The 25,807-nt window shown below is 68.8% G+C and carries 20 protein-coding genes and 2 pseudogenes; 13 read left to right on the plus strand and 9 right to left on the minus strand.

Annotated features, from left to right (window positions below):
• Positions 1–9 precede the first annotated feature (9 nt).
• The 6 genes from mnmE to hemE form a co-directional block, all read right to left on the minus strand.
• On the minus strand, positions 10–1,332 hold the full coding sequence (gene mnmE, locus EGK63_RS08260) for a tRNA uridine-5-carboxymethylaminomethyl(34) synthesis GTPase MnmE (protein ID WP_125900783.1): 1,323 nt from the start codon (positions 1,330–1,332) through the stop codon (positions 10–12).
• Positions 1,333–1,336: 4 nt separating this feature from the next.
• Entirely contained in the window at positions 1,337–1,576 is a 240-nt protein-coding gene (locus EGK63_RS08265) for a DUF6489 family protein (RefSeq protein ID WP_105564219.1), read from the minus strand.
• A 74-nt stretch (positions 1,577–1,650) separates the two neighbouring features.
• The gene (gene rho, locus EGK63_RS08270) at positions 1,651–3,147 is read right to left on the minus strand and encodes a transcription termination factor Rho (RefSeq protein WP_243637621.1); all 1,497 of its coding nucleotides are present in this window, start codon (positions 3,145–3,147) and stop codon (positions 1,651–1,653) included.
• Between the two features lie 249 nt (positions 3,148–3,396).
• Complete coding sequence (locus EGK63_RS08275; protein WP_125900784.1) at positions 3,397–3,864, minus strand: CopD family protein; 468 nt, start codon at positions 3,862–3,864, stop codon at positions 3,397–3,399.
• A gap of 11 nt (positions 3,865–3,875) precedes the next feature.
• On the minus strand, positions 3,876–4,955 hold the full coding sequence (gene hemH, locus EGK63_RS08280) for a ferrochelatase (protein ID WP_125900785.1): 1,080 nt from the start codon (positions 4,953–4,955) through the stop codon (positions 3,876–3,878).
• Positions 4,952–5,986 carry a uroporphyrinogen decarboxylase gene (hemE, locus tag EGK63_RS08285; protein WP_125900786.1) on the minus strand — a complete coding sequence of 345 codons (1,035 nt, stop codon included), beginning with the start codon at positions 5,984–5,986 and terminating at the stop codon, positions 4,952–4,954. The genes hemH and hemE overlap by 4 nt, the downstream gene beginning before the upstream one ends.
• A gap of 484 nt (positions 5,987–6,470) precedes the next feature.
• Between hemE and EGK63_RS08290 the strand changes: the two genes are divergently transcribed.
• The 6 genes and pseudogenes from EGK63_RS08290 to dnaQ all read left to right on the plus strand — a co-directional run bounded on the left by EGK63_RS08290 (position 6,471) and on the right by dnaQ (position 10,936).
• Entirely contained in the window at positions 6,471–7,340 is an 870-nt protein-coding gene (locus EGK63_RS08290) for a pyruvate, water dikinase regulatory protein (RefSeq protein ID WP_125900787.1), read from the plus strand.
• Positions 7,337–7,936 carry a nucleoside triphosphate pyrophosphatase gene (locus EGK63_RS08295; RefSeq protein ID WP_125900788.1) on the plus strand — a complete coding sequence of 200 codons (600 nt, stop codon included), beginning with the start codon at positions 7,337–7,339 and terminating at the stop codon, positions 7,934–7,936. Before EGK63_RS08290 ends, EGK63_RS08295 begins: the two co-directional genes overlap by 4 nt.
• Positions 7,933–8,772 (plus strand): shikimate dehydrogenase, encoded by an 840-nt coding sequence (locus tag EGK63_RS08300; protein WP_125900789.1) that lies wholly within the window; start codon positions 7,933–7,935, stop codon positions 8,770–8,772. Before EGK63_RS08295 ends, EGK63_RS08300 begins: the two co-directional genes overlap by 4 nt.
• Positions 8,769–9,356 (plus strand): annotated as a pseudogene (gene coaE, locus EGK63_RS16730) (dephospho-CoA kinase); the annotation flags it as partial. The gene EGK63_RS08300 and the pseudogene coaE, both read left to right, overlap by 4 nt.
• A 63-nt stretch (positions 9,357–9,419) precedes the next feature.
• Positions 9,420–10,172 (plus strand): annotated as a pseudogene (locus EGK63_RS16735) (aminoglycoside phosphotransferase family protein); the annotation flags it as partial.
• 38 nt (positions 10,173–10,210) lie between these two features.
• Positions 10,211–10,936, plus strand: coding sequence for a DNA polymerase III subunit epsilon (dnaQ, locus tag EGK63_RS08310; RefSeq protein WP_125900790.1), 726 nt, complete (start codon positions 10,211–10,213; stop codon positions 10,934–10,936).
• Here dnaQ and EGK63_RS08315 read toward each other — a convergent pair.
• Positions 10,894–11,235: a putative quinol monooxygenase gene (locus EGK63_RS08315; RefSeq protein ID WP_125900791.1), complete on the minus strand. Its 342-nt coding sequence runs from the start codon at positions 11,233–11,235 to the stop codon at positions 10,894–10,896. The genes dnaQ and EGK63_RS08315 overlap by 43 nt on opposite strands.
• A gap of 105 nt (positions 11,236–11,340) precedes the next feature.
• Positions 11,341–11,868, minus strand: coding sequence for a protein-export chaperone SecB (secB, locus tag EGK63_RS08320; RefSeq protein ID WP_125900792.1), 528 nt, complete (start codon positions 11,866–11,868; stop codon positions 11,341–11,343).
• Between the two features lie 253 nt (positions 11,869–12,121).
• On the opposite strand from secB, the gene timA reads away from it, so the two are divergent.
• From timA to EGK63_RS08335, 3 genes are read left to right on the plus strand one after another with little or no spacing between them, the layout of a single operon-like run.
• On the plus strand, positions 12,122–12,739 hold the full coding sequence (timA, locus tag EGK63_RS08325) for a TIM44-related membrane protein TimA (RefSeq protein ID WP_125900821.1): 618 nt from the start codon (positions 12,122–12,124) through the stop codon (positions 12,737–12,739).
• Positions 12,739–13,881 carry an MltA domain-containing protein gene (locus EGK63_RS08330; RefSeq protein ID WP_125900793.1) on the plus strand — a complete coding sequence of 381 codons (1,143 nt, stop codon included), beginning with the start codon at positions 12,739–12,741 and terminating at the stop codon, positions 13,879–13,881. Before timA ends, EGK63_RS08330 begins: the two co-directional genes overlap by 1 nt.
• 56 nt (positions 13,882–13,937) lie before the next feature.
• Positions 13,938–15,674 carry an amidohydrolase gene (locus tag EGK63_RS08335; RefSeq protein WP_207896355.1) on the plus strand — a complete coding sequence of 579 codons (1,737 nt, stop codon included), beginning with the start codon at positions 13,938–13,940 and terminating at the stop codon, positions 15,672–15,674.
• A gap of 4 nt (positions 15,675–15,678) precedes the next feature.
• Here the strand turns inward: EGK63_RS08335 and EGK63_RS08340 are convergent, their stop codons facing one another.
• Positions 15,679–17,193 carry a helicase HerA-like domain-containing protein gene (locus EGK63_RS08340; protein ID WP_125900794.1) on the minus strand — a complete coding sequence of 505 codons (1,515 nt, stop codon included), beginning with the start codon at positions 17,191–17,193 and terminating at the stop codon, positions 15,679–15,681.
• Between the two features lie 116 nt (positions 17,194–17,309).
• On the opposite strand from EGK63_RS08340, the gene EGK63_RS08345 reads away from it, so the two are divergent.
• The 4 genes from EGK63_RS08345 to EGK63_RS08360 all read left to right on the plus strand — a co-directional run bounded on the left by EGK63_RS08345 (position 17,310) and on the right by EGK63_RS08360 (position 25,790).
• Positions 17,310–18,467, plus strand: a complete 1,158-nt coding sequence (locus EGK63_RS08345) for an AI-2E family transporter (RefSeq protein ID WP_125900795.1) — start codon at positions 17,310–17,312, stop codon at positions 18,465–18,467.
• A gap of 422 nt (positions 18,468–18,889) precedes the next feature.
• Complete coding sequence (locus EGK63_RS08350; protein WP_125900796.1) at positions 18,890–23,752, plus strand: NAD-glutamate dehydrogenase; 4,863 nt, start codon at positions 18,890–18,892, stop codon at positions 23,750–23,752.
• Positions 23,753–24,015: 263 nt separating this feature from the next.
• Positions 24,016–24,483: a universal stress protein gene (locus EGK63_RS08355; protein WP_125900797.1), complete on the plus strand. Its 468-nt coding sequence runs from the start codon at positions 24,016–24,018 to the stop codon at positions 24,481–24,483.
• A 5-nt stretch (positions 24,484–24,488) separates the two neighbouring features.
• Positions 24,489–25,790 (plus strand): sorbosone dehydrogenase family protein, encoded by a 1,302-nt coding sequence (locus EGK63_RS08360; RefSeq protein ID WP_125900798.1) that lies wholly within the window; start codon positions 24,489–24,491, stop codon positions 25,788–25,790.
• Positions 25,791–25,807: the final 17 nt, after the last annotated feature.

A 25,807-nucleotide genomic window follows, 5' to 3' on the forward strand; every position in this document is an offset into this window, starting at 1 on the left:
AAGCCGGGCCTATTTGCCGATGCAGAAGGAAGAAAAGACCTCCCCCAGAATATCCTCCACGCCGATAGCGCCGGTGACACGAGCCAGGGCGTCGGCCGCCCGACGCAGGTCGTCGCCCGCCATCTCGGGCGCCAGATCGAGGGCGCGGCGCCCCGCCTCAACGGCGGCCAGAGCTTCCGCCAGGCGGCGACGATGACGCTCCCGCGTCACGGCGGGGAAGTCAGCCCCGGACAGATCGCGCGCCAGACGGGCCGCGATCCAGTCGTGCAGCTCAGTCAGCCCTCGCCCCGTCGTGGTGCTGACGGTCAGGGCTTCGAGCTCGGGCGCCGGCGTCACGGCGCCGAGGTCGGCCTTGTTCAACACCTGAAGATCGGACGCCCCGACAAAAGCGGCGGCTGGGTCTTCGACAGGCTCAGCGGAGGGCGAACGGACCCATAGGCGCAGGTCGGCCCCTTCGGCTCTCAATCGGGCGCGACGGATGCCTTCGGCCTCCACCAGATCGTCGCTGTCCCGCAGACCCGCCGTGTCTGACAGGGTGACGGCGTAGCCGCCGATCATGATGTCGGCGTCCAACACATCGCGTGTCGTCCCGGCGATAGGCGTGACGATGGCCGCCTCACGCGCGACAAGGGCGTTGAACAGGGACGACTTGCCCGCGTTCGTCTCGCCGATCAGAACGATGCGATAGCCCTCGCGCACCCGCCGTCCTCGATCGGAATCCGCCAGAGCCGAGCGCAGATCGGCCGAGAGCTTGTCCAGAACCGGTCCCGCGGTGCGGGCCAGGTTGTCGGGCACCTCCTCATCCGGGAAGTCGATCTCGGCTTCAACGAGGGACAGAGCCTTCAGCAGCTCGCGACGAAACCCGGCGTAGGCCGCCGAAAGGGCGCCGTCAAATTGCCCAAGCGCCTGGTTCTTCTGAGCGCCCGTCTCGGCGTCGATCAGGTCGGCGACGGCCTCGGCCTGGGCCAAGTCCATGCGGCCGTTCTGGAAGGCGCGGCGGGTGAACTCGCCCGGCTCGGCGGGGCGAACGTCAAGGGCGATCAGGGCGCGGCTAGCGGCCTCGATCACCGCCCTCCCCCCGTGCAGATGCAGCTCGGCGCTGTCTTCGCCGGTATAGGAATTGGGTCCGGGGAAGCGCAGGACCAGGGCCTGATCCACCATCTCGCCCTCATGACGAAGCGTCCGCAGCGAGGCCAGACGCGGGGTCAGCCCCCCTGCCCCCAGCGCGGTCAGGGCCGCGTCCACGCCCGGCCCGGACAGACGCAGAATGGCGATGGCGCCCCGCCCCGGCGGCGTGGCCAGAGCGAAGATGGTGTCGGCGTTGGAACTCAAGTCGTCAGCCCTTGGGCGCGCCCGTGACGGCGGCTTCCATCAGACGGCGGAACTGGTCCTGAGCCTGAACGCCGAAACTGGTCCAGGTCTTCATCAGTTCATCAGGCTGCATGGCCGCCATGTTGGCGTCCATCCGCTTTTGCATCTCGGCGACCAGATGATCGTTGAGCGGCGTCACATCCGGCAGACCCAGAAAGGCGCGGGCCTCGGCCGGGGTGCAGTCGATCTCGATGTTCAGCTTCATGACGCCCTCGCGTGTTTCACGTGAAACAGGCCCTCAAGCAGCCGCCCGCCGCGCGGGCGGCGCTAGGGCCAGTATCAGGTGTTCATGGACTGGAAGAAGTCCGCGTTGTTCTTCGACTGGCGCAGCTTGTCGAGCAGGAACTCGATCGCGTCCTGCGGACCCATCGGGTTGAGGATGCGGCGCAGGACATAGGTCTTGGCCAGTTGGTCCTTCGGCGTGATGAGGTCTTCCTTGCGGGTGCCGGACTTGAGCACGTCGATGGCCGGGAAGATACGCTTGTCGGCGACCTTGCGGTCCAGGACGATTTCCGAGTTACCCGTGCCCTTGAACTCTTCGAAGATCACCTCGTCCATGCGGCTGCCGGTGTCGATCAGAGCCGTGGCGATGATGGTCAGCGAACCGCCCTGCTCCACATTGCGCGCGGCGCCGAAGAAGCGCTTGGGCCGTTGCAGGGCGTTGGCGTCGACACCGCCGGTCAGCACCTTGCCCGACGACGGGACGGTGGCGTTGTAGGCGCGGCCCAGGCGGGTGATGGAGTCCAGCAGGATGACCACGTCCTTCTTGTGCTCGACCAGACGCTTAGCCTTTTCGATCACCATTTCGGCCACGGCGACGTGGCGGGTGGCGGGCTCGTCGAAGGTCGAGGCGACGACTTCGCCCTTCACCGTGCGCTGCATGTCCGTCACTTCTTCCGGACGCTCGTCGATCAACAGAACGATCAGGAAGACTTCCGGATGGTTGCGCTCGATCGACTTGGCGATGTTCTGCAGCATGACCGTCTTACCGACGCGCGGCGGGGCGACGATCAGGCAGCGCTGACCCTTGCCCAGCGGGGCGACGATGTCGATGACCCGGCCCGAGCGATCCTTCAGCGTCGGATCCTGAATTTCCATGTGCAGCCGCTCTTCGGGGTAGAGCGGCGTCAGGTTGTCGAACAGAACCTTGGTTTTGACCATCTCCGGATCTTCGAAGTTGATCGTATCGACCTTGAGCAGGGCGAAGTAGCGCTCGCCCTCACGCGGGCCGCGCACAGCGCCGTGCACCGTGTCGCCCGAACGCAGGCCGAAGCGGCGGATCTGCGACGGCGAGACATAGACGTCGTCCGGGCCCGGCAAATAATTGGCGTCGGGGCTACGCAGGAAGCCGAAGCCGTCCGGCAGGATCTCCAGCACGCCCGAAGCGATAATCTCTACCTCTTCGTCGGCCAGGGTCTTCAGGATAGCGAACAGCAGATCCTGCTTACGCAGGTTGCCGGCGTTCTCGATGTCCAGGCCCTCGGCGAAGGCGACAAGATCTTCCGGCGTCTTCTCGTTCAGTTCCTGCAGGGTGATGCGGCCGTTGGGCACGATCGGCTCGCCGTCATCGTCCTCGTCATCCTCGGCTGTGGTGTCGACGCCGTGATCGTCGTCTTCGGCGGCAGTCGGAGCGATGACCTCTTCGGGTTGCGCCTCCTCGACCGGCGCGGCAGCGCGGCTTCCACCCAAGCTCAAGGTGCGGCGCGGGCGCTCAGCAGGTGTTTCCACTGCGTTTTCAGTGACTTCAGTTTCCGGCGTGTCAGGCGTATCGGTCATGATGGCGTGCTCGTTCGCGCGCCCAAACGCTTCAAAGCGTTCAGGAGCAGAAGGTCGTCGATGGCTTCAGCCGCTAGGGCTGGGAGGGAGGGCGACGGTCTCCCGCAGGCTCAAACCGGCAGGCGTCGCGAAAGAGAGGGACCGCACTGCACGGATCAGCCGCACGGTTCATCGCAGCGGAACCACAAAAGACCCGTGTGGGTCAAGGCCCTCAGGCAGCGAGCGACCGCACCGCTCGCGCTAGGGCCTCTAGAAACTCCACTCCATCGTCACCGACAACACCATGATGATGGCCAGGACGAAGGGAATCTCATTGGTCATGCGCCAGAAACGGCCCGAATATTTCGACGTACCCGCCGCGATCTTCTTGCGCTGTCCCGCCAGGAAGCCGTGCCAGCCCGCCAGCAGGAAGACGCCGATCAACTTGGTCATCATCCAAGGCTGATGCGCGAAGGACCAGTCGGCGCCGTCGCCGCTGCGCAGCCACAGCAGCCAGCCGCCGAAGACGAAGGCCAGGATCATGGCCGGGTTGATGATGATGCGCAGCAGCCGCGTCTGCCAGACGCGCAGCAGGGCCTGCATCTCGCCGCGCAGGGGCTCGGGCTTGGCGTTCTGCTCGGCGTCATAGGCGAACAGGCGCGGCAGGAAGAGCATGCCCGCCATCCAGGCGATCACCGCCAGGATGTGAAGCCCGCGGGCCAGATTGTAATAGTCCATGTCGCTTCCCCTCAGGCCGCCCTTGAGGTCTTAGAACAGCCAGACGGGCAGGCTTTCAAGTGGGCGCATGGTCCACCCAGCGAAGACCCCTGCGGGGCGATCCCCGGCGTTTCCAGCGCCCGCTCGACCGCATCGGCCAGGGCGGCGATGAAGATCGGATCGGCGCTGACCGTCGGCGCTCGCAAATAGGGCGCGCAACCGACCTTATGCGCCAGTTCGCCGTATTCCATGTCCAGCTCGACCAGGGTCTCGATATGCTCGGAGACAAAGGCGATGGGGACGACGACGGCCCCCACGCCGTCCTTGGCCGCCTGTTCGATGGCGTCCGGCGTGGCCGGCCCCAGCCATTTCAGCGGCCCGACCCGGCTCTGGTAGCAGATGCCCCAGTCGGTCAGGCCCATGTGCTCGACCACGGCCGCCACGGTGGCCTCGACCTGGGCCTGATAGGGATCGCCGGCCGCGACCAGCTTTTCCGGAATGCCGTGCGCCGAGAACAGCACTCGCACCGGCCTGCCTTCGGCCTTGTCCAGCGTTTGCCGGATCAGACGGGCCTGAGCCTCGATCAACCCTTCGGCGTCCGGATAGCAGCAGACGACGTGGGTCTCGCCCGGCCCGTCGTAGCACTCGCTCCACTTCTTCAGCGACGAGGCCGTCGTAGTCGTCGAGAACTGCGGATAGAGGGGCAGAAGGACGATCTTGTCGGGCTGGAAAGCCTTGACCGCCGCCGCCGTCTCTTCCGTCAGCGGATGCCAATAGCGCATGGCGATGAAGACGCGGCTGTCGTCGCCCGGCGCCGCGTCGGCCAGAGCCCGCGACAGGGCCTCGGCCTGCTTCTGCGTCTCGGGCAGCAGGGGCGATCCGCCGCCCATCAGGGCGTAGTTGGCCTGAGCCGAGGTCTCGCGACGACTGGAGATCAACTTAGCCAGCGGCGTGCGGAACATCCCCGGCAGGCCGATGATGGCCGGGTCGTTGAACAGGTTGAACAGGAAGGGTTTGACCGCTTCGGGGCGATCGGGACCGCCCAGATTGGTCAGAACGACCGCCACGCGCCGGTTGGGTCGTCCCTCGGGGGTTGTGGCGGTCCGGGTCATTGGGCGCCGATCCGCTTCAGCACCTGCTCGACGTGGGCGATCGGCACGTCCGGCAGGATGCCGTGGCCCAGGTTGAAAATCCACGGCCCCTGGCCCCAGGCCTCCATCAGTTGATCGACGCGGCGGTCCAGGGCGTCGCCGCCCGCACGCAGCAGCAAGGGGTCCAGCGCGCCCTGAATGGGCTTGATCGCCTGGACGCGCTTGCCGACGTCCAGCGGACAGGCGGTGTCCAGCGCCACGCCCTGCACGTCGCATTCACGGGCGTAGCGTTCGGCCAGCGCCGCCGAGCCTCTCGGGAAGCCGATCAACGGCACGGTGACGCCCAGTTCGCGCGCGCGGGCCACCAGCTTCTGGTGCGGCTTCAGCACCAGCGTCTCGAACAGGTCGTCGGGCAGGCCCTCGGCCCAGCTCTCGAAGATCTTCAGCACCTGGGCGCCGGCGTCCTGTTGCATCTTCAGATAGTGGGCGGTGGACTCCACCAGAACGTCCAGAAGGCCCGCCACCAGCTCGGGGTTGGTATAGGCGTAGGTGCGGGCGGCGGCGCGCTCACCCTTGCCGATGGTGCGCGCTTCGCCGTCCAGCATATAGGTGGCGACCGTCCAGGGCGCCCCTGCAAAGCCGATCAGGGCGCGTTCAGGCTCCAGTTCCGCGCGCACGAGGCTGAGGGTCTGGCCCACGGCCTTGAGGGCCTCTCCAGCCTGCTGAGCCTTGTCGGCCATCGACTGCACCGACGGCAGGGCGCCCAGGCGCGGCCCCTCTCCCGCCTCGAACCACACCTTTTGGCCTAGGGCGCCGGGGATCAGCAGGATGTCGGCGAAGACGATGGCGGCGTCGAAGCCGAACCGGCGCATCGGCTGCAGGGTCGCCTCCGCCGCCATTTCCGGATTCAGGCAGAAGGCGATGAAGTCCGGCGCCCTGGCTCGCAGCTCACGGTATTCCGGCAGGTAGCGCCCGGCTTGACGCATGAACCACACGGGAGGGCGGGAAAGGGTTCGGCCCTGGAGAGCCTGGATCAGAAGGGGCGTGCTCATGCTTTGGGCTTTAGGATGCACACCCCTAAGCCTCAATCCCTATTCAGATTTAAGAATTGAAAGAATTGGTAGGTGGAAGCAGGGCCGGGGAGCGCGGGGATAACTGCGGGCAGTCCCGGTTGGACTCCCGCTTGTCCCCTGATCGCGGCGTGGAAACCCAGGCGTTTACAAGGCGGGGTGTGAGTCATGGGGATAAGCCGTGAAACACCCGTCAGACTCTGGCTTGCCTCTGGGCGCCGTTGTGGGTGAATCCGCGGGCGCCGTTGTTGGACAAAATGTCCTGCCCCCAGCACGGGATGAATCCTCGGCGCCCAGGCGGACGACTCCGGCGCCGATCACCACAACGGCGCCCGCGATCCCCGCTCGCGACCGGCGGCCAGGCTTGCTAGAGGATTCGGCGCCCGGTCTTTCACGAACGGCGCCCCGGCTTTTCAACAGGGCGCGGGGATGATCCGACCGCCGCCTGGAAGGAGACGCCGTCCTCATGAGCCCCGCCCGCCTGATCGGCGCTTCGCGCCTGGCCACCTATTTTCATATCCACCTGGTCTCGGACTCGACCGGCGAGACGCTGAACGCCATGGCCAAGGCGGTAATCGCGCGGTTCGACCGCGTCATTCCAATCGAGCATATCTACGCCCTGGTGCGTTCTCCCAAACAGATGGAACGGGTGCTGGAAGAGGTGGCGGCTGCGCCGGGCGTGGTTCTGCACACCCTGGTGGATCGGGAATTGCGTGAACAGCTTGAAGAAGGCTGCCGTCGCTTGCAGACACCGCAGATCGGGGCGCTGGACCCATTGGTCGGGGCTCTGTCTCGCTATCTGGGCGCGGACGTCTCGGCTAAGGTCGGCGCCCAGCACGCGCTCGACACGGGGTATTTCAACCGCATCGGCGCGCTGGACTACGCCATTGCTCATGATGACGGCCAGGGCGCGCTGGATCAGCTGGAGCTGGCGGATGTGGTGTTGTGCGGAGTCAGCCGGACCTCCAAGACCCCGACCTGCATCTATCTGGCGCACCGGGGCATTCGCGCGGCGAACGTGCCTCTGGTCCCGGGTCAGGAGGACGGCGAACGGTTGACGGCGCTGAAAAATCCTCTCGTGGTGGGGCTGACGGTTTCACCTGATCGTCTGGTTCAGATCCGTCGCAACCGCCTGGACGGGCTGAATGCGGGACATGCCTCTGAGTACGTTGATCATGACGCTGTGCGTGAAGAGACGATCAAGGCGCGCCGCGCCTTTGAACGCCGCGGCTGGCCGACCATCGACGTAACCCGCCGCTCGGTCGAAGAGACGGCGGCGGCCATCATCAACCTGCTGAGCGAGCGGCGCAGCCGCAAGCTGGGAGCCCCGATGTGACGACGACTGACGGCGAACGCCTGATCCTGGCCTCCAAGAGCGCCGCGCGCCGCGCAATGCTGACCGACGCTGGCGTGCCCTTCGCCGTCCAGGTCGCCGACGTGGATGAGGACGCCCTGAAGACGCCGGGCGTCGACCCGGTCGAGCTGGCGGTCGAACTGGCGCGGGCCAAGGCGCTGGCGGTGTCGCGCCATGACGCCGACGCCTGGGTGCTGGGCGCGGACCAGACCCTGTCGTTCGAGGGGGGGCTGGTGTCCAAGGCGCCGACGCTTCAGGCCGCGCGCGAACGCCTGAGCGCCATGCGCGGCCGCACGCACCAACTGCATTCCGGCGCCGCCCTGGCCCGCAACGGCCAGGTGGTCTGGTCCGGCGTGGACACGGTCGAGATGAAGGTGCGCGATTTTTCCGACGCCTTCCTCGACGCCTATCTGGCGGCGGAGGGCGAGGCCTTGCTGGCCTGCGTCGGCTCTTATCGGCTGGAGGGGCTGGGCTCGCAGCTGTTCGAGGCGGTCGAGGGCGACTACTTCACCGTTCTGGGCCTGCCGCTATGGCCTGTCCTGGCCGAACTGCGGCGCGCGGGCGTGATCGTGTCATGAGCGGAACGCCAGTCGGCCGCATCACCGGCGCCGCACTGCTGGGCGGGATCGTCGGCAATCCGGTCGGCCATTCGCTCAGCCCTGTGATCCATAACGCCTGGCTGGAGGCCGGCGGGATCGACGGCGCCTACGTCGCCTTTGCGCCGAAAGACGCCGCCGGGTTCGAGGCCCTGGTCGCGGCGGGGCGCGCGGGGCTGATCGCGGGCGTCAACGTCACGGCGCCGTTCAAGGAGCAGGCCTTCGCCCTGGCGGATGAGGCTGCGGCGGCGGTGCAGATGACGGGATCGGCCAATATCCTGGTCTTCGAGGACGGCCGGGTGCGGGCCGACAGCGCTGACGGCGCGGGCGTGCTCTACGCCCTGGCCGAACAGGCGCCGAAGCTGAAGCTGAACGGCGCCTCCGTCGTCATGCTGGGCGCGGGCGGCGCGGCGCGGGCTGGCGCGGGCGCCCTGATCGAGGCGGGCGCGGCCCTGTCCATACTCAACCGCACGCGGGAACGGGCCGAGGCTCTGGCCGCCGATCTCGGCCCGGCGGTGTCGGTGGCCCCGGACGCGAGCGTGCTGGAAGGCGCCGATCTGGTCATCAACGCCCTGAGCGTCGCGCCGGACATTTCGCTGGCGGCGCTGAAGCCTTCGGCCGTGGTCATGGACATGACCTACAAGCCCGTGGTCACGCCCCTGCTGGCGGCGGCTCGCGCGCGAGGGCTGACGACCGTGGACGGGCTGGCCATGCTGATCGGCCAGGCGGCGCCGTCGTTCGAGGCCATCTTCCGCCGCCCGCCGCCGCCGCTGGACTTGCGCGCCCTGCTGCTGAGCCATTTGGGAGAGGCGGCGTGATCGTTCTGGGCCTGACCGGCTCGATCGGCATGGGCAAGTCGACGACCGCCCAGATGTTCGCCGACGAAGGCGCCGTAGTGTGGGACGCCGACGCCGCCGTTCACCGCCTCTACGGCCCCGGCGGCGCGGCGGTCGCGCCGCTGGCGCAGGCCTTTCCCGGCGTAGTCGTGGACGGCGCGGTCGACCGGCCGCGCCTGGCCGAGGCCCTGGGCCGCGACGAGGACGCCTTTCAGCGGCTGGAGGCCATCGTCCACCCCTTGGTGGCGGCTGACCGCGCCGAGGCGCTGAAGGCGGCGGCGGAAGGCGGGGCGCGTCTGGCGGTGGTCGACATCCCCCTGTTGTTCGAGACGGGCGGCGACGCCTTCGTCGACGCCGTGGCGGTGGTCACGGCCGACGCCGAGCTTCAGGCGCAGCGCGTCCTGGCCCGCCCCGGCATGACGCGCGAGCGGTTCGACGCCATCCTGGCGCGCCAGACGCCGGACGCGGAAAAGCGCGCCCGCGCCGACTTCCTGATCGATACCGGACATGGTCTGGAGGCGGCGCGTGATCAGGTGCGGGCGGTCGTGGCGAAGGTTCTCGAACCGGATTGGAAGCCCGCGCCGCCGCCCGCCTGGGGCCTGGGCCGTCTGAGCCTGTTGGCCGAGGGCGTGGGCGGAACGGCCTGGCGGGCCGTCGCGCCCGACGGCCGCACCAGCGTGGTCAAGCGCCTGAGCCCGCAGGCGGCGCCGGATGCGCCTCATGCCCTGGCCTGGCTGCGTTGGCGCGACGGGTCGGGCGCGATCCGTCTGCTGGGCGCCCAGGGCCCCTGGCAGTGGCTGGAGGACGCCGGCGATCACATGCTGGCCGCCGTGCTGGAGACGGAGGGCGATGAGGCCGCGACCCGCATCGCCGCCGACGTGCTGAGGGCGCTCCATGCGCCTTCGGATCGTCCGGCCGAGGGCCTTCAGACCATGACGGACCGCTTCGCCGCCCTGAGGCTTGAGGCGGCGAGACAGGGCGGTCTGTTCGGCGAGGCGGCCGTCATGGCGGCGCACCTGATGGCCGAGAGGGCGCCGACCCGACCGTTGCACGGCGACCTTCATCACGACAACATCCTGCACGGTCCGCGCGGCTGGCTGGCGATCGACCCGCACGGCGTTCTGGGCGATCCGGCCTATGACGCGGCCAATCTGCTCTATAATCCGCTGGAGCGGCAGGATCTCCGGACCGACCCCGCACGGGCGCGGCGGCTGGCCGAGACCCTGGCGCCGGCGGTGGGGCGGCCCGCCCAGGCGGTCATGGCCTGGGGCTTCTGCCACGCCTGCCTCTCCGCCGCCTGGCATCTGGAGGACGAGAACCACGAGGAGGCGCAACGCAGCCTGGCGGTTGCACGGGCGATCCGTCGCGCCCTGGAGGGTTGAACCCTTTCGCTTAAGGCCGAACCCCGGCATTAAGGGGCATGACCCGCGAAATCGTTCTCGACACTGAAACCACCGGCTTCGACCCCAAGACGGGCGACCGGCTGATCGAAGTGGGCTGTATCGAGATCGAGGATCTGCTGCCGACGGGGCGAACCTTTCACCGCTTCATCAACCCTGAGCGGCTGATCCCGCCGGACGCCATCAAGGTGCACGGCATCACCGACGACAAGGTGAAGGACGCGCCCAAGTTTCATGAGGTCGTCGATGACCTGATGGAGTTTCTAGGCGATGCGCCCCTGATCGCGCATAACGCCAACTTCGACCGCAACTTCATCGATTTCGAGATCGGCCGCATCGGCCGCAAGCCGCCGCCGCAGGACCGCTGGATCGACACCCTGGCCCTGGCCCAGAAGCGGTTTCCGGGCATGGCCAACTCGCTGGACGCCCTGTGCAAACGCTACAAGATCAGCCTGGTCGAGCGCACCTTGCACGGCGCCCTGATCGACGCCCGTCTGCTGGCCGAGGTCTATTTGGAGTTGCGCGGCGGCAAGGAGCGCGCGCTGGATCTGACCTCGACGCGCGGCGGCGCAGCCGAGACGGCGGAGCGCGTCGTGTATGGCGCCCGGCCGCGTCCTCTGCCCGCCTTCGTCACGGCCGAGGAAGAAGCCGCCCATCAGGCCTTCCTCAAGGCGACGATCAAGGATTTCAGCCTGTGGGCGGGCTACGGCGTGACGGTCGCGACCGAGGCTGAAGAAGCCGCCTGAACCGGCGCGTCCGTCGGGACGGGGTTCATCAGTATGTAGGTTCCGGGTCGGGCCTGGTGCGCGTCGATCTGGGGAACCAGGCGCCGGAAATGCTCGCTGGCGCAGTGGGCGTCGAGCGCGGCCTGGTCAGGCCATTCCTCGATGAAGATGAAATGGCCCGGCTGTTTGCGATCCTCGAACAGATCATAGGCGCGGCACAAGGGCTCCCGCCGCGTCAGCCGCACCAGTTCGGCATAGAGGGGCCGCACCGCCTCGACATGCTCGGGTTTGATGAAGTCCTCGGCGATGACCTTGAGCATGGGCCCCCCTGCGCAAGAAAAAGGGGCGCCCCACCGGACGCCCCTTCTACATAGATAGTCGCTCAAGCAGCGATGCGCCGCGCGCGTCGCGTTAGCGACCCTTTATCATGCCTGACCGGTTTCGGCCGGGGCGCCGGCGATCTGCTGCTGGCGGGCGACGTAGATGGCGGCGAAGTCGATCGGATCGACCATGAAGGGCGGATAGAAGCCGCCGTCAGAGGTCGCCTGGGCGATGACCTGGCGCGCGAAGGGGAAGAGGTAGCGCGGGCACTCGATCAGCAGCAGGGGCTCGATGTCCTGGGGCTGGACGCCTTGCAGGGCGAACAGGCCGCCGTAGAGCAGTTCCACGTGAAACACCGGCGACTGATCGTCGGCCGTGGCCTTGATCGACAGCTTCAGATCGACTTCGAACAGACCGTCGGGACGGCCCTGGGCGTTCATCTCGACGCCCATGTCGATGGCGGGCTTGCCGTCGATGCGCAGGCTGTCCGGGGCCTTGGGGTTCTCGAAAGAGAGGTCGCGGACGTATTGGGCCAGGATGCGGAAGCCGGGGCCTTGCGGCTGGCCGCCCTGCGGTTGGGCTTGGTCGGGCGTCTGGCCGTTGGCGTCGGCGGGCGGCGTGGCGTCGGTCATGAGTCTGAAAACCGTCTTATAGGAATGAGGCGTCCCGCTCCCCCTGGAGGCGGGCCTGAGGGGGCGGCGGTAGCATGGCGAGACCCTGTGTCGCAACGTCGAGACCCGCGTTCGCCTCTCGCTTCGCCTTGCGCCCGCCCGGATCGACCCCTAATCACGTTGTATGAGCTGCCCTTTCGCCTTTGGGGAGAAACCCGAGGCGCTTCCCTGTCGGGAAGATGAGGCCTGACCAGTCGAGGAACCCACCGTGCCGGTGACCTTTCAGATCGTGATCTTCGCCGTCATTGCGGCGGTGCTGTTGTTCCAACTCTATAATGTGCTGGGCAAGAAGGTCGGCCGTCAGCCCGAGGACAATCCCAAGCCCGTCCCGGTTCCCGCAGCCTCTGCCGGCGCGCCTGAAGCCGCGCGCGGCCCCGTTGTCGACCCCGCGCTGACGGCCGCCATCGCAGGCTTGAAGGCGCGCGAGCCGAACTTCGACCCCCACCGCTTCCTGGAAGGCGCGCGCCAGGCTTATGAGACCATCGTCCGCGCCTACGCCAAGGGCGACCGCGACGCCCTGCGTCCGCTGCTGACCGACAAGGTCATGGGCTCGTTCGAGGCCGGCATTGCGGCGCGCGAGGCGCGCGGCGACGCCGAGAGCGTCGAACTGATCCACGCCCCGCGCGCCGATCTGGAGCTGGCGACGACCGAGGGCGACCGCGCCCTGGCCAAGGTGCGCTTCCTGGCCGAGGTGCGCGGTTCGCTGACGCCTTCGGGCGGCGAGACGGTCACCGAAGAACGCCGCACGGCCGAGATCTGGACTTTCGAACGCCGCCTGGGCGCCTCGGACCCCAACTGGGCCCTGGCCCGCGTCGAGCCGGCGACCGCCTGATGATCGCACGGTCCGCGCCCCTCGATCAGACGGGCGCGGCCCGTCTCCTTACGGCTCCGCTTGGGCGCCTGGGCGGTCTGTCCGGCGTTCTGGCCCTGACCCTGCTGGCGGCGGCCTGCGCCTCGACGTCGCGTCCGGTTCCGCCGACGCCTGGTCCTGTCCCCCTGCCGCCGCCGGTGTCGCCGCCGGTTCCGCCGGCCGCCGGAGATCTAAACGTGGCCGCTCTGCCCGGCTGGGCCGAGGAAGACCATCTGGCGGCCCTGCGCGCCTACGCCGCCGGTTGCGGCCCGTCGCGCATTGCCATTGAGACCTGCCGCGACGCCCGCGCCCTGGCCGCCCGCGCCAATCCCAGCGACGCCCGCGCCTTCCTGGAAACCCGTTTCACCGCCGCCGAGGTGCGCACCGACGACGGCGGGCGCGGCCTGCTGACTGCCTATTTCGCGCCCGAGTATCCGGCCCGCCGCGTGCCGGACGCCGAGTTCGACGCCCCGGTTCTGAGCCGCCCGGCCAATCTGTCCAGCGTCGGCGATCGCGCGGCCATCGAGGCGGGCTCGGCCCAGTCCTCGGCCCTGGCCTGGATGAAGGCGGAGGATCTGTTCTTCCTGCAGATCCAGGGCTCGGGAACCCTGACCTTCCCCGACGGCGCCCGCCTGCGCGCCGCCTACGCCGCCGACAACGGGGCCAAGTTCGTCGGCATCGCCCGACCGATGACCGAGGAAGGCCTATTGCCCCGCGACGGCACGTCGGGCGAAGCCATTCGCGGCTGGCTGGCTTCGCATCGCGGACCCGAGGCGCGCCGGGTGATGGCGCTGAACCCGCGCTACATCTTCTTCACCACCAGCCCGGACGACGGCAATGAGGCGACGGGCGCGGCGGGCGTGCCTCTGCCCGCACGACGCTCGGTGGCGGTCGACCCGTCGCGCTGGACCTATGGCGAAGCGGCCTGGATCGAGGCGGACGGCGGCAATCTGCGCGGCGCGCGCGCCAGCTATCGCGGCCTGGTCATGACGCTGGACACCGGCTCGGCCATTCGCGGCCCGGTGCGCGCCGACCTCTACATCGGGCGCGGCGACGCGGCGGGGCATGAGGCGGGCGCGGTGCGCCACCCCTTGCGCATGTGGCGGCTGATCCCGCGCGGCTAGGAACCGCTCGACGCCGCAAAAGGTTGCTACGGTGAAGCCGTCGCCGGGAGGACGCCATGACACGCACCCTTGCCTATCCGATGGATCGCCGCCTGTTCATGGCCGGGGTCGCCGTCGGCGGCCTGACGGCGAGCGGGGCGGCCCAGGCCCAGGCCCAAGCGGCGGCGACGACCGTCTTTCACGGCGGACCGATCCGCACCATGGACGATGCGCAGCCGTCGGCCGAGGCCGTGGCGGTGCGCGGGCAGACGATCCTGGCGGTCGGCGCCCTGGACGCGGTGCGGGCGGGGGCGGGACGAGGCGCGCGCCTGGTCGACCTTGACGGCCGGACCCTGCTGCCGGGTTTCTTCGACCCGCATGGGCATGTCTCCATGGTCGGGCTGCAGGCGCGCTACGCCAACCTCCTGCCTGCGCCGGATGGCGAGGGGAACGACATCGCCGCCCTGCAGCGGATCACGCGTGACTGGATGAACCGTCATGAGGCCCTGGTGCGCGACACCGGCCTGATCATCGGCTTCGGCTATGACGACTCCCAGCTGAAGGAGCGGCGCCACCCGACGCGGGACGAGCTGGACGCCATATCCGACGTCGTGCCGGTGCTGTTCCTGCATCAGTCTGGGCATCTGGGCGCGGCCAACGGCGCGGCTCTGGCGGCGGCGGGGATCGGGGCGGACACGGCGGACCCGCCCGGCGGAGTGTTCCGGCGCAAGGACGGCTCGCGCGAGCCGAACGGCGTGCTGGAGGAAACCGCCCTGTTCGCCGTCATGGGCGCCCTGTTCACCCGTCTGGACGCCGAGGCTAACCGTCAGATGATCGTCGAGGGCGCGCGCTACTACGCCCGCTTCGGCTACACCACGGCCCAGGACGGACGGTCGTCCACCGACACCTGCCGCATGATCGCGGGCCTGGCCGAGGCGGGCGCCCTGCCCATCGACATCCTGTCCTTCCCCGACATCCTGACCTCGACCGACGTCATGGCCACGCCGCTGTACCGGCGGAACTATGAGGGGCGCTACCGCATCGGCGGGGTCAAGCTGACGCTGGACGGCTCGCCCCAGGCCAAGACCGCCTGGCTGTCCCAGCCCTATTTCGTCCCGCCCGAGGGCCAGCCCGCCTCCTGGCGGGGCTATCCGGCGGTGACGGAGCAGCAGGCCCTGGACGCCGTGGACCTGGCCTTCGCCAACGACTGGCAGATTGAAGTCCACGCCAACGGCGACGCCGCCATCGACCTGATGATCGCCGCCGTGCGCGAGGCGAGCCGCAAGCACGGCGCCCGCGACCGCCGCCCGGTGCTGATCCACGGTCAGACCACGCGGATGGACCAGCTGGACGAGCTGAAGGCCCTGGGGATCGTCCCCTCATTCTTCCCCATGCACACCTTCTACTGGGGCGACTGGCACCGGGATTCCGTGCTGGGGCCGCGCCGGGCGGAGTTGATCTCGCCCTGCGGCTCGGCCTGGCGGCGCGGGATGCGCTTCACCAGCCATCACGACGCCCCGGTGGCCAATCCCGACGCCCTGCGGGTTTTGTCGGCCACGGTCACGCGCCGCACCCGGTCGGGCGACATCCTGGGGCCGGACGAGCGCGTGCCGGTCGAGGTCGCGCTGAAGGCCATGACCCTGTGGGCCGCCTGGCAGCATTATGAGGACGACCGCAAGGGCTCGCTGACGGCCGGCAAGCTGGCGGACATGATCCTGCTGGATGCGGACCCCATGACCGTCGATCCCGACCGTCTGGCCGGGATCAAGGTCACGGACGTCTATAAGGACGGCCGCCCGGTCGAGCTGGGTTGAGGCCCTAGCGCTTCTTCAGACTGCCCAGCACGCCGCGCAGCAGTTCGCGGGTGATGGTCGAGCCGGCGGTGCGCAGCACCGACTTGGTCAGGGCCTCCATCGGCGTCTGGCGGCTGGAGGTTCGAGCGCGCGGCGCCGCGCGTTCGCGGGCGGGCGCCGGGGCCGAACGCGCCGCCTTTTCCGCCGCCTTGGCTTCGGCGGCGGCAGTGGCGGTCTCGGCTTCGATGCGGTCGGCCTGGGCGCGGCGGGCCTTCAGCACCTCTTCGGCCGACTCGCGGTTGACCGCCGTGTCATAGACGCCGCGCACCGGGCTGGCGGCCAGGGTCGCGGCGCGTTCGGCCTCGGTCGCCGGGCCGAGGCGCGAATCCGGCGGACGGATCTTGGTCTGGGCCACCACGGTCGGCGCGCCTTTTTCATCGAGGGTGGAGACCAGAGCCTCGCCGACGCCCAGGGCCTGAATGGCCTCGGCGGTGTCGAAGGCGGGATTGGTGCGGAAGCTCTGGGCGGCCGCGCGCAGGCCCTTCTGCTCGGCGGGGGTATAGGCGCGCAGCGCATGCTGCACCCGGTTGCCCAGCTGGGCCAGGACGCTGTCGGGAATGTCGGCCGGGTTCTGGGTGACGAAATAGACGCCGACGCCCTTGGAGCGGATCAGGCGCACCACCTGCTCGACCTTCTCCAGCAGGCCCTTGGGCGCGTCGTTGAACAGCAGGTGGGCCTCGTCGAAGAAGAAGACCAGGCGCGGCTTCTCCGGGTCGCCGATCTCGGGCAGTTGCTCGAACAGCTCGGACAGCAGCCACAGCAGGAAGGCGGCGTACAGGCGCGGGCTGTTCATCAGCCGCGTGGCGTCCAGCACGTTCACCTGGCCCCGGCCGTCGAGCGCCGTCCGCATCATGTCCTCCAGACGCAGGGCCGGTTCGCCGAAGAAGGCCTTGCCGCCCTGCTGTTCGAGCTGGAGTAAGGCGCGCTGGATGGCGGCTATGGAGGTTGGCGAGACGTTGCCGACCTCGCGGCCGATAGTCTGGGCGTTCTCGCCGACATAGGCCAGCAGGGCGCGCAGATCCTCAAGGTCCAGCAGCAGCAGGCCTTCCTTGTCGGCGACGTGGAAGGCGACGGTCAGCACCCCCTCCTGCACGTCGTTCAGCTCCAGCATCCGCGCCAGAAGCACGGGACCGACGTCGGACACGGTGGCGCGGATCGGGTGGCCCTTCTGACCGTACAGATCCCAGAAGACGACCGGGGCCGACTTGCCGTTCAGCGTCAGGCCCATCTTGCCCGCGCGCTCGGCGAACTTTTCGACTCCGCCGTCCTGGCTGACGCCGGAAAGGTCGCCCTTCACATCGGCGCAGAAGACGGGGACGCCCGCTTCGGAAAAGCCCTGGGCCATGATCTGCAGGGTCACGGTCTTGCCCGTGCCGGTGGCGCCGGCGACGACGCCGTGGCGGTTGGCCCGATTCAGCAGCAGCCGCTCGGGCGCGCCCTCGAAGGACTGGCCGAGAAACAGGGCGGGGGCGTCGGTCATGAAGAGGGTCTCCTGCGTACCAGGCCATGCTTAATCGACCGGGCCGTCGCCGCAAGGCGGAACCTCGGCGGTTTACAGCGATTGACGCCGTTCCCGGTCACGACGACAGTTCCGCCATGAAGCTTCCGATCACCGTCAGTCACTCCTCCCCGGCCACGAATGCGGTGGTGCTGATCGCCGTCGTGGCGGCGGGGGCGGCGCTCTACTGGCTCAGGGACATTCTGACGCCCCTGGCCATGGCCCTGTTCCTGATGATCATGATCGACGGAGTGAAGCGCGCGCTTGAGCGGCGCACGCCGATTCCGCCCCGTTTCGCCGGGGCGGCGGCTCTGATCCTGGTGGTGCTGGGCTTCCTGGCCTCGATCTGGATCATCGTCGACGGGGCGGCCGGCTTCTTCACCGACGCCTCGGGCGTGGCGGGCAGCATCGGCCCGCGCATCGATCAGATCAGCCGCGACGTCTCGGCCCTGGTCGGGGTCAGCGATCCGCCGACGCTGCACGACATGATCGCCGGTATCGACGTGCGCGGCTGGCTGACCAGCGCGGCCTTCCAGGTGCAGGGCGCGGCCACCGGCGCCTTCTTCGTCATGATCTACCTGGGCTTCCTGCTGGCGTCGCAGGCGGGCTTCCGCAAGAAGATGGTCGGCATGTTCCCGGAACGCGGCCCGCGCCAGGAGGCGCTGGAGGTGTTCGAGCGCGTGCGCGGCGGGGTCGAGGGCTATCTGTGGGTCCAGGCCGTGACCGGGGTCATGATCTGCGCCGTGGCCTGGGTGCTGATGCGGGCGGTGGGGCTTCAGAACGCCGAATTCTGGACCTTCGTCATCTTCATCGTCGGCTTCATTCCGGTGCTGGGCGGCGCCGTGGCGGGCTGCGCCCCGCCCCTGTTCGCCCTGGTCCAGTTCGAAAGCTACTGGCCCGCCCTGATCCTGTTCGTCGGTCTTCAGACCCTGCTGTTTCTGGTGGGTAACCTGGTCCAGCCGCGGATGCAGGGCGACAATCAGAACATCGACCCCATCGTCGTCCTTCTGGCCCTGGCCTTCTGGGGCAAGCTGTGGGGCGTGGCGGGGATGTTCCTGTCGACCCCGCTGGCGGTGATGGCCATGGCCATCCTGGCCGAGTTCAAGGGCTCGCGCTGGATCGCCGTGCTGTTGTCCGGCGACGGCGAGCCCTATGCGCAGAAGCGCGGCAGGGAATCGGAAAAGGAGGGCGGATCTTCCTGGCTCGGACGGATTCTTGGCCGCGACGTCCCGCCGCAGGACGAAAGCCGGAAATAATCCTTCAATTGTCCTTGAATGGCCGTAATCGTCGCCTATCTCATCCTCACACGACGCGGCCCTCCCCTCCCCCTCCCGGGCCGCGGCGTCTGAGGCCGGCGCTTCCCCTCCCCCTCCTAAGCGCCGGACCGAGCAGGCCGTCGGACATCGTTCGACGGCCTTGTTCGTTTCGGGGACCGATTTTCCTTCATGCCGACGCGCGCTTCTGTCCGATCACGGCTGAATTGGGGCTTTTATTTCTCTGTTCTGCAGCGGGCTTGGCTAAAACAGTCCACAACTGGGCCTCCTGCGCCACATGCTGCGGTGCACACTGAAATTCCCTGTCTTTCGGGGCGTCGGCGGCCTAGCCGTTCTCGCCGGGGACGCTAAGGTGCGGCTGTTTTCCCCAGCGGTTTTCCACCGCGCCGTTCGAGACCTGAGTCATGTCCGCTGCTTCGCGCATCGTTCCCGCCGTTCCCGCCGACCTGGGAGCGCTGGAGGCGGCCTACGCGCGGATTGCGGCGCCGCCGGGCGCGGCGGAGAAGACCCTGCTGGCTCAGGCTTTCGACGACTATTCGGCCGATGAGACGCCCGAACTCGGCGGCGACGACCTGGCGGTCCTGCTGGCGGGGGCCTGGCGCGGCGCCGAGGCCCGCAAGGCGGGCGAGCCCGCCCGCATCACCGTCGGCCCGCTGGCCGACGCCGCCGGGGTCAACACCGGCTATGATCAGATCCTGATCCTGCAGGACGACGGCCCCTTCCTGGTCGACAGCGTCCTGGGCGAACTGGCTGAGGCGGGCGTCACCGTCCGCGCCCTGTTCCACCCGATCGTCGAGGTCGAGGCCGGCCGTCGCGACTCCCTGATCATCGTCGTCATCGACCCCCTGCCGCAGGAGCGCCGCGACGCCCTGGGCGAGGGCCTGGCGCAGGCCATGGCCGACGTGCGCGTCGCCGTGCGCGACCACGGCGCCATGGTCCAGACCATGCGCGACGCCGTCCAGCGTCTTGAAGCCGCTCCGCCGAAGGGCGTCGATCCCGAGGTGCTGAAGGAGAACCTCGAGTTCCTGCGCTGGGCCAAGAGCGATCACTTCGTCTTCCTGGGCGCGCGCGACTACGACTATCCGCGCGACGCTTCGGGTTCGTATGAGGCCGAGGCGCCCCTGAACCAGTCCAGCGACGGCCTGGGCGTGCTCAGCGATCCCGAGCGCCGCGTCCTGCGCCGCGCCTCCGAGCCCGCCGTCCTGACCGCCGCCATGCAGCGCCAGCTGGACGAGAGCGATCCGGTCACCGTGGCGAAGGCCAATATGCGCTCGCGCGTGCATCGCCGCGCCTACATGGATTACGTCGGGATCAAGCGCTACGACGCGGACGGCAAGGCGACCGGCGAGACCCGCTTTGTCGGCCTGTTCACCGCCGAAGCCTACGACAAGATGGCCAAGGAAGTGCCGCTGATCCGGCGCAAGGTCGCCAATGCGCTGGAACGCGCCGGCAAGACGCCGGGCAGCCACAACTACAAGCGCCTGAAGAACATCCTCGAGAACTATCCCCGCGACGAGCTGTTCCAGATCGGCGAAGACGAGCTGCTGGATACGGCGCTGGGCATTCTGCACCTGTACGACCGTCCGCGCATCCGCCTGTTCACGCGCCGTGATCCGTTCGACCGCTTCGTCTCGGTGCTGTGCTTCATTCCGCGCGAGCGCTTCGACGCCGACCTGCGCCAGCGCATCGGCGGCATTCTGGCTCAGGCCTGGGGCGGCCGCGTTTCGGCCTGGTATCCGCAGCTGACCGATCAGCCGCTGACCCGCGTCCACTACATCATCGGCGTGACGCCCGGCGATCACCCGACCCCGGACCTGCAGGCTCTGGAGGCCGAGGTGGCCGAGGCCGGCCGCAGCTGGATCGATCGCTTCGAGCGCGCCTTGCGCCTGGCCGGGGTCGATGAAGCCGCCGTCGGCCCGACCAGCGCCCGCTGGGCCGACGGTTTCGGCGTGGCCTTCCGCGCCCGCTATGACGCGGCCGAGGCCGTGGCCGACCTGGAGCAGTTCGACCGTCTGAACGACGGCTCGGCCGCCGACGGCGTCCACGCCGAGCCGGTGGCGGTGCGCGCCTTCCGCACGGCCGACGAGACCAATCTGCAGTTCCGCTTCAAGCTGTATCGCCGCGGTTCGGCCGTACCGCTGTCGGACGTCCTGCCGATCCTGGCCGACATGGGCCTGAAGACGCTCGAGGAATCCGACCACGTCGTACGCACGATCGGCCAGGAGCCGATCTACATCCACGACTTCCTGCTGGAAGACCCGCGCGGCGCCGACCTGGTGTTCGCCGACCTCAAGACCCCGTTCGAAGAGGCCTTCAAGGCCGTGTGGAACGGCCGCACCGAGAGCGACGGCTTCAACCGCCTGGTACTCGAGCTGGGCGTCGACTGGCGCGAGGCGGCCCTGATCCGCACCCTGGCCCGCTATCGCCAGCAGACGGGCCTGGACCCGTCGCAGTCGGTGCAGGAAGCCGCCCTGCGCGAGTACCCCGACGTGGCGCGCGCCATCCTGTCGCTGTTCAAGGCCAAGTTCGACCCGGCGCACGGTGGTTCGGTCGCCGAGCGTGAGGCGGCCGTGGCCGAACTGGACGCCAAGATCGAAACCCTGCTGCAGGACGTGAAGAGCCTGGATCACGACCGGGCCCTGCGCCGCATCGCGGCCTTGATCGACGGGATCAAGCGCACCAACTTCTATCAGCTGGACGCCGAGGGTGCGCCGAAGGCCCACATCTCGATCAAGATCGCCGGTCAGGAACTGGCCGACCTGCCCCTGCCCAAGCCCTTCCGCGAAATCTTCGTCTGGGCGCCGCATATCGAGGGCTCGCACCTGCGCTTCGGCCCGGTGGCGCGCGGGGGCCTGCGCTGGTCGGACCGTCGCGACGACTTCCGCACCGAGGTTCTGGGTCTGGTGAAGGCCCAGCAGGTCAAGAACTCGGTCATCGTGCCGGTCGGCTCCAAGGGCGGCTTCTATCCCAAGCAGCTGCCGGTCGGCGGCACGCGCGAGGAGACCCAGGCCGAGGCCATTCGCGCCTACAAGACCTTCCTGTCCGGCATGCTGGACATCACCGACAACATCGTCGGCGACGGCGCCCCGGTGCGTCCGGCCAATGTCGTGGCCTGGGAGGGCGACGACCCCTATCTGGTCGTGGCCGCCGACAAGGGCACGGCGACCTTCTCGGACATCGCCAACGGCGTGAGCCAGTCCTACGGCTTCTGGCTGGACGACGCCTTCGCCTCGGGCGGCTCGGCCGGCTATGACCACAAGGAGATGGGCATCACGGCGCGCGGCGCCTGGGAAGCGGTCAAGCGCCACTTCCGCGAGATCGGCAAGGACATCCAGACCGAGCCTTTCACCGTGGTGGGCGTCGGCGACATGTCGGGCGATGTCTTCGGCAACGGCATGCTGCTGTCCAAGGCGATCAAGGTGGTGGCCGCCTTCGATCACCGCGACATCTTCATCGATCCGAACCCGGACGTGGCGAAGTCGTGGGCCGAGCGCAAGCGCCTGTTCGAGACGCCGCGCACCAGCTGGCAGGACTATGACAAGAGCCTGATCTCCGAAGGCGGCGGCGTCTTCTCCCGCTCGGCCAAGTCGATCGCCCTGACGCCGCAGATCAAGGCGCTGCTGGACATCGAGGCCGACAGCGTCGATCCGGTCACCCTGATGCAGGCCATCCTCAAGGCCCGCGCCGAGCTGCTCTACTTCGGAGGCATCGGCACCTACATCAAGGGCGCCGGCGAGACCAACCTGCAGGTCGGCGACAAGGCCAACGACGCCATCCGCATCAACGGCGGCGAGATCCGTGCGCAGGTCGTCGGCGAAGGCGCCAACCTGGGCGCGACCCAGCTCGGGCGGATCGAAGCCGCCCGCGCGGGCGTGCGTTTGAACACCGACGCCATCGACAACTCGGCCGGCGTGGACTCATCGGACCACGAGGTGAACATCAAGATCCTGACCGGCGGCGCCATCGCCTCGGGCCATCTGAAGGCCGAGGACCGCAACGCCCTGCTCAAGTCGATGACCGACGAGGTCGCGGACAAGGTGCTGGCCCACAACTACGACCAGACCCTGGCCCTGACCCTGCAACAGGCCGAAGGCGCGGCCGCGCTGGACTCTCAGCAGGCCTTCATGCAGCACCTGTCGTCGATCGGTAAGCTGAACCGGGCGGTCGAATACCTGCCCGACGACGCCCGCATCGCCGAGATGAAGCTGCAAGGCCAGGCCCTGACCCGGCCGGAGCTGGCGGTCCTGACCGCCTATTCCAAACTCGAGCTGTTCGACGAGATCGTCGGCTCGACGGCGCCGGACGACGCCTTCTTCGAACGCCTGCTGCTGGAGTACTTCCCGGCGCCGCTGGCCCAGTTCGAAGAGGACATGAAGGGCCACCGCCTGCGTCGCGACATCATCGCCACCGTGCTGTCGAACGAGATCGTCAACATGGCCGGGCCGACCTTCCCCGACCGCCTGCGCGCGGCGGCGGAATGCGACACCGCCGCCATGGTCACGGCCTTCGAGACCGCCCGCCACGTCTTCCGCCTCGACGAGGCCTGGAAGGCGGTGTCGGCCCTGGACCTGAAGATTCCGGCCGAGGCCCAGACGGCCCTCTATCAGGAGATCGCCCTGGTCCTGCGTCGCCAGACCTTCTGGCTGGCGCGCCGCGCGGCCCGCACCGAGACGACGGTCGGCGGCATGATCGCCGCCTATCAGCCCGCCGCCGACGCCCTGCGCGCCGCCGGCCCGGAAGTGCTGTCGCGTTATGAGCACGCCCGCTACGAAGGCCGGGTCCAGACCTTCATCGGTCTGGGCGCGCCGGAAGACCTGGCCCGCGACATCGCCATGCTGCGTCCGATGGTGGCCACGGCCGACATCGGCGACCTGTCGGGCGAACTGGGTTGGGACGCCCCGGCCATGGCCCGCGTCTATCACCAGGTCGGCGCCGCCTTCGATTTCGACCGCCTGCGCGTGGCGGCGGGGTCGGTGCCGTCCGGCGATCGCTTCGATCGCCTGGCCGTGCGTCGCCTGATCCAGGATCTGATGACCGAGCAGCAGCAGCTGACCCGCGCCGTGGCCAAGGCCTCGGCCCAGGCGGCAGGCGCCGGCGAGGACAGCGCCGAACAGGCGGTCGACGCCTGGATCGGCGCCCGCATGGATCAGGTGGAGGCCCTGCGCGCCTCGGTCGATGAGATCGAGACCTCGGGCTCCGGCTGGACCTTCGCCAAGCTGACTATCGCCAACGGCGAGATCCGCGAGGTGCTGGCTTCGGCTTCCTAAATGGTGGTGACGCCGGGCGTGAGCCCGGCGTCACGCGCTACGTTCGCGACGCGGTCGCTCACTGCTTGAGCGCTCTTAGTGCGCTATCGCTCGCCGCGCGGCGGTTCGCTGCTTGAGCGCATGAGGCGCTCGAGCAGGAGCGGCTCGCGTCGGCGCCGCAATCAGGGCCCGTCCGTTTCGTCGTTTGGCGAGGCGGGCGGGCCTTGGCGTTTGGGGCGGGGTCGGTTTAGGTGGCGCCTGCTGTTCAGCGAACCGGAGGGCCCATGCCCAGGAAGTTCCTCGTCGTCGTCGACGACACTCCCGAATTGGACGCGGCCTTGGCCTATGCCGCGCGCCGCGCGCGTTCGACCGGGGGCCATGTGGTGCTGTTGCGCGCCCTGGTCGGCGGATCGGACGAGCACTGGTCCGGCGTCCGCGATGAAATTCGACGCCAGCAACGCGAGGAGGCCGAGGCTCTGCTGGCCCGGCTGGGGGAAAAGGTCGCCGAGACGTCCGGCGCCCCGCCCGTCTATCTGATCGAGGAAGGCGACCCCCAGGCCGCCATCCGCAAGGCGGTCAGCGACGATCCCGACATCAAGATCCTGATCCTGGCCGCCGGCGCCAACGGGCGCGGCCCTGGCCCTCTGATTTCCGCCGTTTTGAAACACGGCGCCGGCTTCACCGGCCGAAAGCTGCCCGTCACTATCGTGCCCGGCGAACTGACGGAAGAAGAGATTCAGGATCTGGCCTGACCATCATGATGCTCCGTTTGATCGCGGCCGCTGTTCTTCTTTCGACAACGGCGTTCGCGCCGCATGCCCTGGCGCAGGCGGCGGTCCGGGCCTACGCCGTGCAGGGGGATTGCGACGGCCGTGCCGTTACAGCCGTACGCATGGCCGAGGGCTATTGCCTCGGTCTGGTGTGGCAGGGGGCGGGCCAGGACGGGCCGCGGATGCCGCGCGGCCTGATGCCGCTGGAGGGCGGCGACTGGCTGGTCACGGACCTGGGCGCCTGGGAGGCGGGCAAGGGGGCGGTGTGGCGGCTGTCGTTTGCGGCCGACGGCGCGGCGCGCTGGCGGCGGCTGGCGAGCGGCCTTTCGATGCCGCACACGGTCAAGCGCGGGCCGGACGGGCGGATTTATGTGTCCGAGATGAACCGCATCCTGACGCTGGATCCCGACGCGGCCGATGCGCAGGCCAGCGTCCGCACCGTCATCGGCGACCTGCCGGACAACCGGCTGCACGACAACCGCCACCCGCTGTCCAGCTTCGTCTTCGACGGGAACGGCGACCTGCTGGTCAATGTCGGGGCGCCCAGCGACCGCTGTCTGGACGCGGCGGGCAAGCCGAAGACGGATGCGCGCGGGGCCTGCGTCGAGGACGCCGCGACGGCGCAGGTGCGACGCCACGCCTATCTGGGGAACGGCCGCTGGGCCGAGGACAGCACCGTCTTCGCCAGCGGGCTGAGGAACTCCATCGCCCTGGTGCGGCACTCGTCGGGAACGGTGCTTCAGGCCGAGAATTCGGTCGATCTGGACACGCCGGATCATCCCTATGACGAGATCAACGTCCTGACGCAGGGACGCCATTACGGCTGGCCCTATTGCGTCGATCTGGCCACGCCCCTGCCGGGCTGGCCGGCGCGTCAGGCGCGCTGCAATGAGCGCGAACGGCCGATCGCCCTGTTGCCGCCGCACGCGGCGCCGCTGGACCTGATCTATTACGATGGGGCGATGTTCCCTGAGCTGCAGGGGCGGCTGCTGATGACCTGGCACGGCTTCCGCCGCGCTGCCGGACGCATCGTGGCGGTCGAGACGGACGAGGCGGGCCGGCCTCTGACCGATATAGGCGGGCGCTACGCCGTCTATCCGCGCGGCGCCCTGCCCTACCCCGCCGGCGCGCCCAGCGTGAACGGCAAGGTGCTGACGCCGGGCTGGGACAAGGTCGCCGGGCGTCATCCGCGCGGCTCGCCGGTGACGATGGCGACGGCGCCGGACGGCTCCATCTGGGTCACGGATGACAGAAGCCGGGCGATCCTGAGAATCGCCCGGCCCCGGTAGGCTTGGGTTGTCAGGGG

This window comes from Brevundimonas sp. 357 (assembly GCF_003938605.1).
Lineage (GTDB): Bacteria > Pseudomonadota > Alphaproteobacteria > Caulobacterales > Caulobacteraceae > Brevundimonas.

Bases quoted from the DNA above. Each gene is read 5' to 3' on its own strand.
- EGK63_RS08330 (WP_125900793.1), top strand. From the start codon at position 12,739: ATGATCGCACGGTCCGCGCCCCTCGATCAGACGGGCGCGGCCCGTCTC.
- rho (WP_243637621.1), bottom strand. From the start codon at position 3,147: ATGACCGATACGCCTGACACGCCGGAAACTGAAGTCACTGAAAACGCA.
- EGK63_RS08360 (WP_125900798.1), top strand. From the start codon at position 24,489: ATGATGCTCCGTTTGATCGCGGCCGCTGTTCTTCTTTCGACAACGGCG.
- EGK63_RS08265 (WP_105564219.1), bottom strand. From the start codon at position 1,576: ATGAAGCTGAACATCGAGATCGACTGCACCCCGGCCGAGGCCCGCGCC.
- secB (WP_125900792.1), bottom strand. From the start codon at position 11,868: ATGACCGACGCCACGCCGCCCGCCGACGCCAACGGCCAGACGCCCGAC.
- EGK63_RS08340 (WP_125900794.1), bottom strand. From the start codon at position 17,193: ATGACCGACGCCCCCGCCCTGTTTCTCGGCCAGTCCTTCGAGGGCGCG.
- dnaQ (WP_125900790.1), top strand. From the start codon at position 10,211: ATGACCCGCGAAATCGTTCTCGACACTGAAACCACCGGCTTCGACCCC.
- EGK63_RS08335 (WP_207896355.1), top strand. From the start codon at position 13,938: ATGACACGCACCCTTGCCTATCCGATGGATCGCCGCCTGTTCATGGCC.
- EGK63_RS08275 (WP_125900784.1), bottom strand. From the start codon at position 3,864: ATGGACTATTACAATCTGGCCCGCGGGCTTCACATCCTGGCGGTGATC.
- hemH (WP_125900785.1), bottom strand. From the start codon at position 4,955: ATGACCCGGACCGCCACAACCCCCGAGGGACGACCCAACCGGCGCGTG.
- EGK63_RS08350 (WP_125900796.1), top strand. From the start codon at position 18,890: ATGTCCGCTGCTTCGCGCATCGTTCCCGCCGTTCCCGCCGACCTGGGA.
- EGK63_RS08355 (WP_125900797.1), top strand. From the start codon at position 24,016: ATGCCCAGGAAGTTCCTCGTCGTCGTCGACGACACTCCCGAATTGGAC.
- EGK63_RS08290 (WP_125900787.1), top strand. From the start codon at position 6,471: ATGAGCCCCGCCCGCCTGATCGGCGCTTCGCGCCTGGCCACCTATTTT.
- EGK63_RS08345 (WP_125900795.1), top strand. From the start codon at position 17,310: ATGAAGCTTCCGATCACCGTCAGTCACTCCTCCCCGGCCACGAATGCG.
- EGK63_RS08300 (WP_125900789.1), top strand. From the start codon at position 7,933: ATGAGCGGAACGCCAGTCGGCCGCATCACCGGCGCCGCACTGCTGGGC.
- EGK63_RS08315 (WP_125900791.1), bottom strand. From the start codon at position 11,235: ATGCTCAAGGTCATCGCCGAGGACTTCATCAAACCCGAGCATGTCGAG.
- hemE (WP_125900786.1), bottom strand. From the start codon at position 5,986: ATGAGCACGCCCCTTCTGATCCAGGCTCTCCAGGGCCGAACCCTTTCC.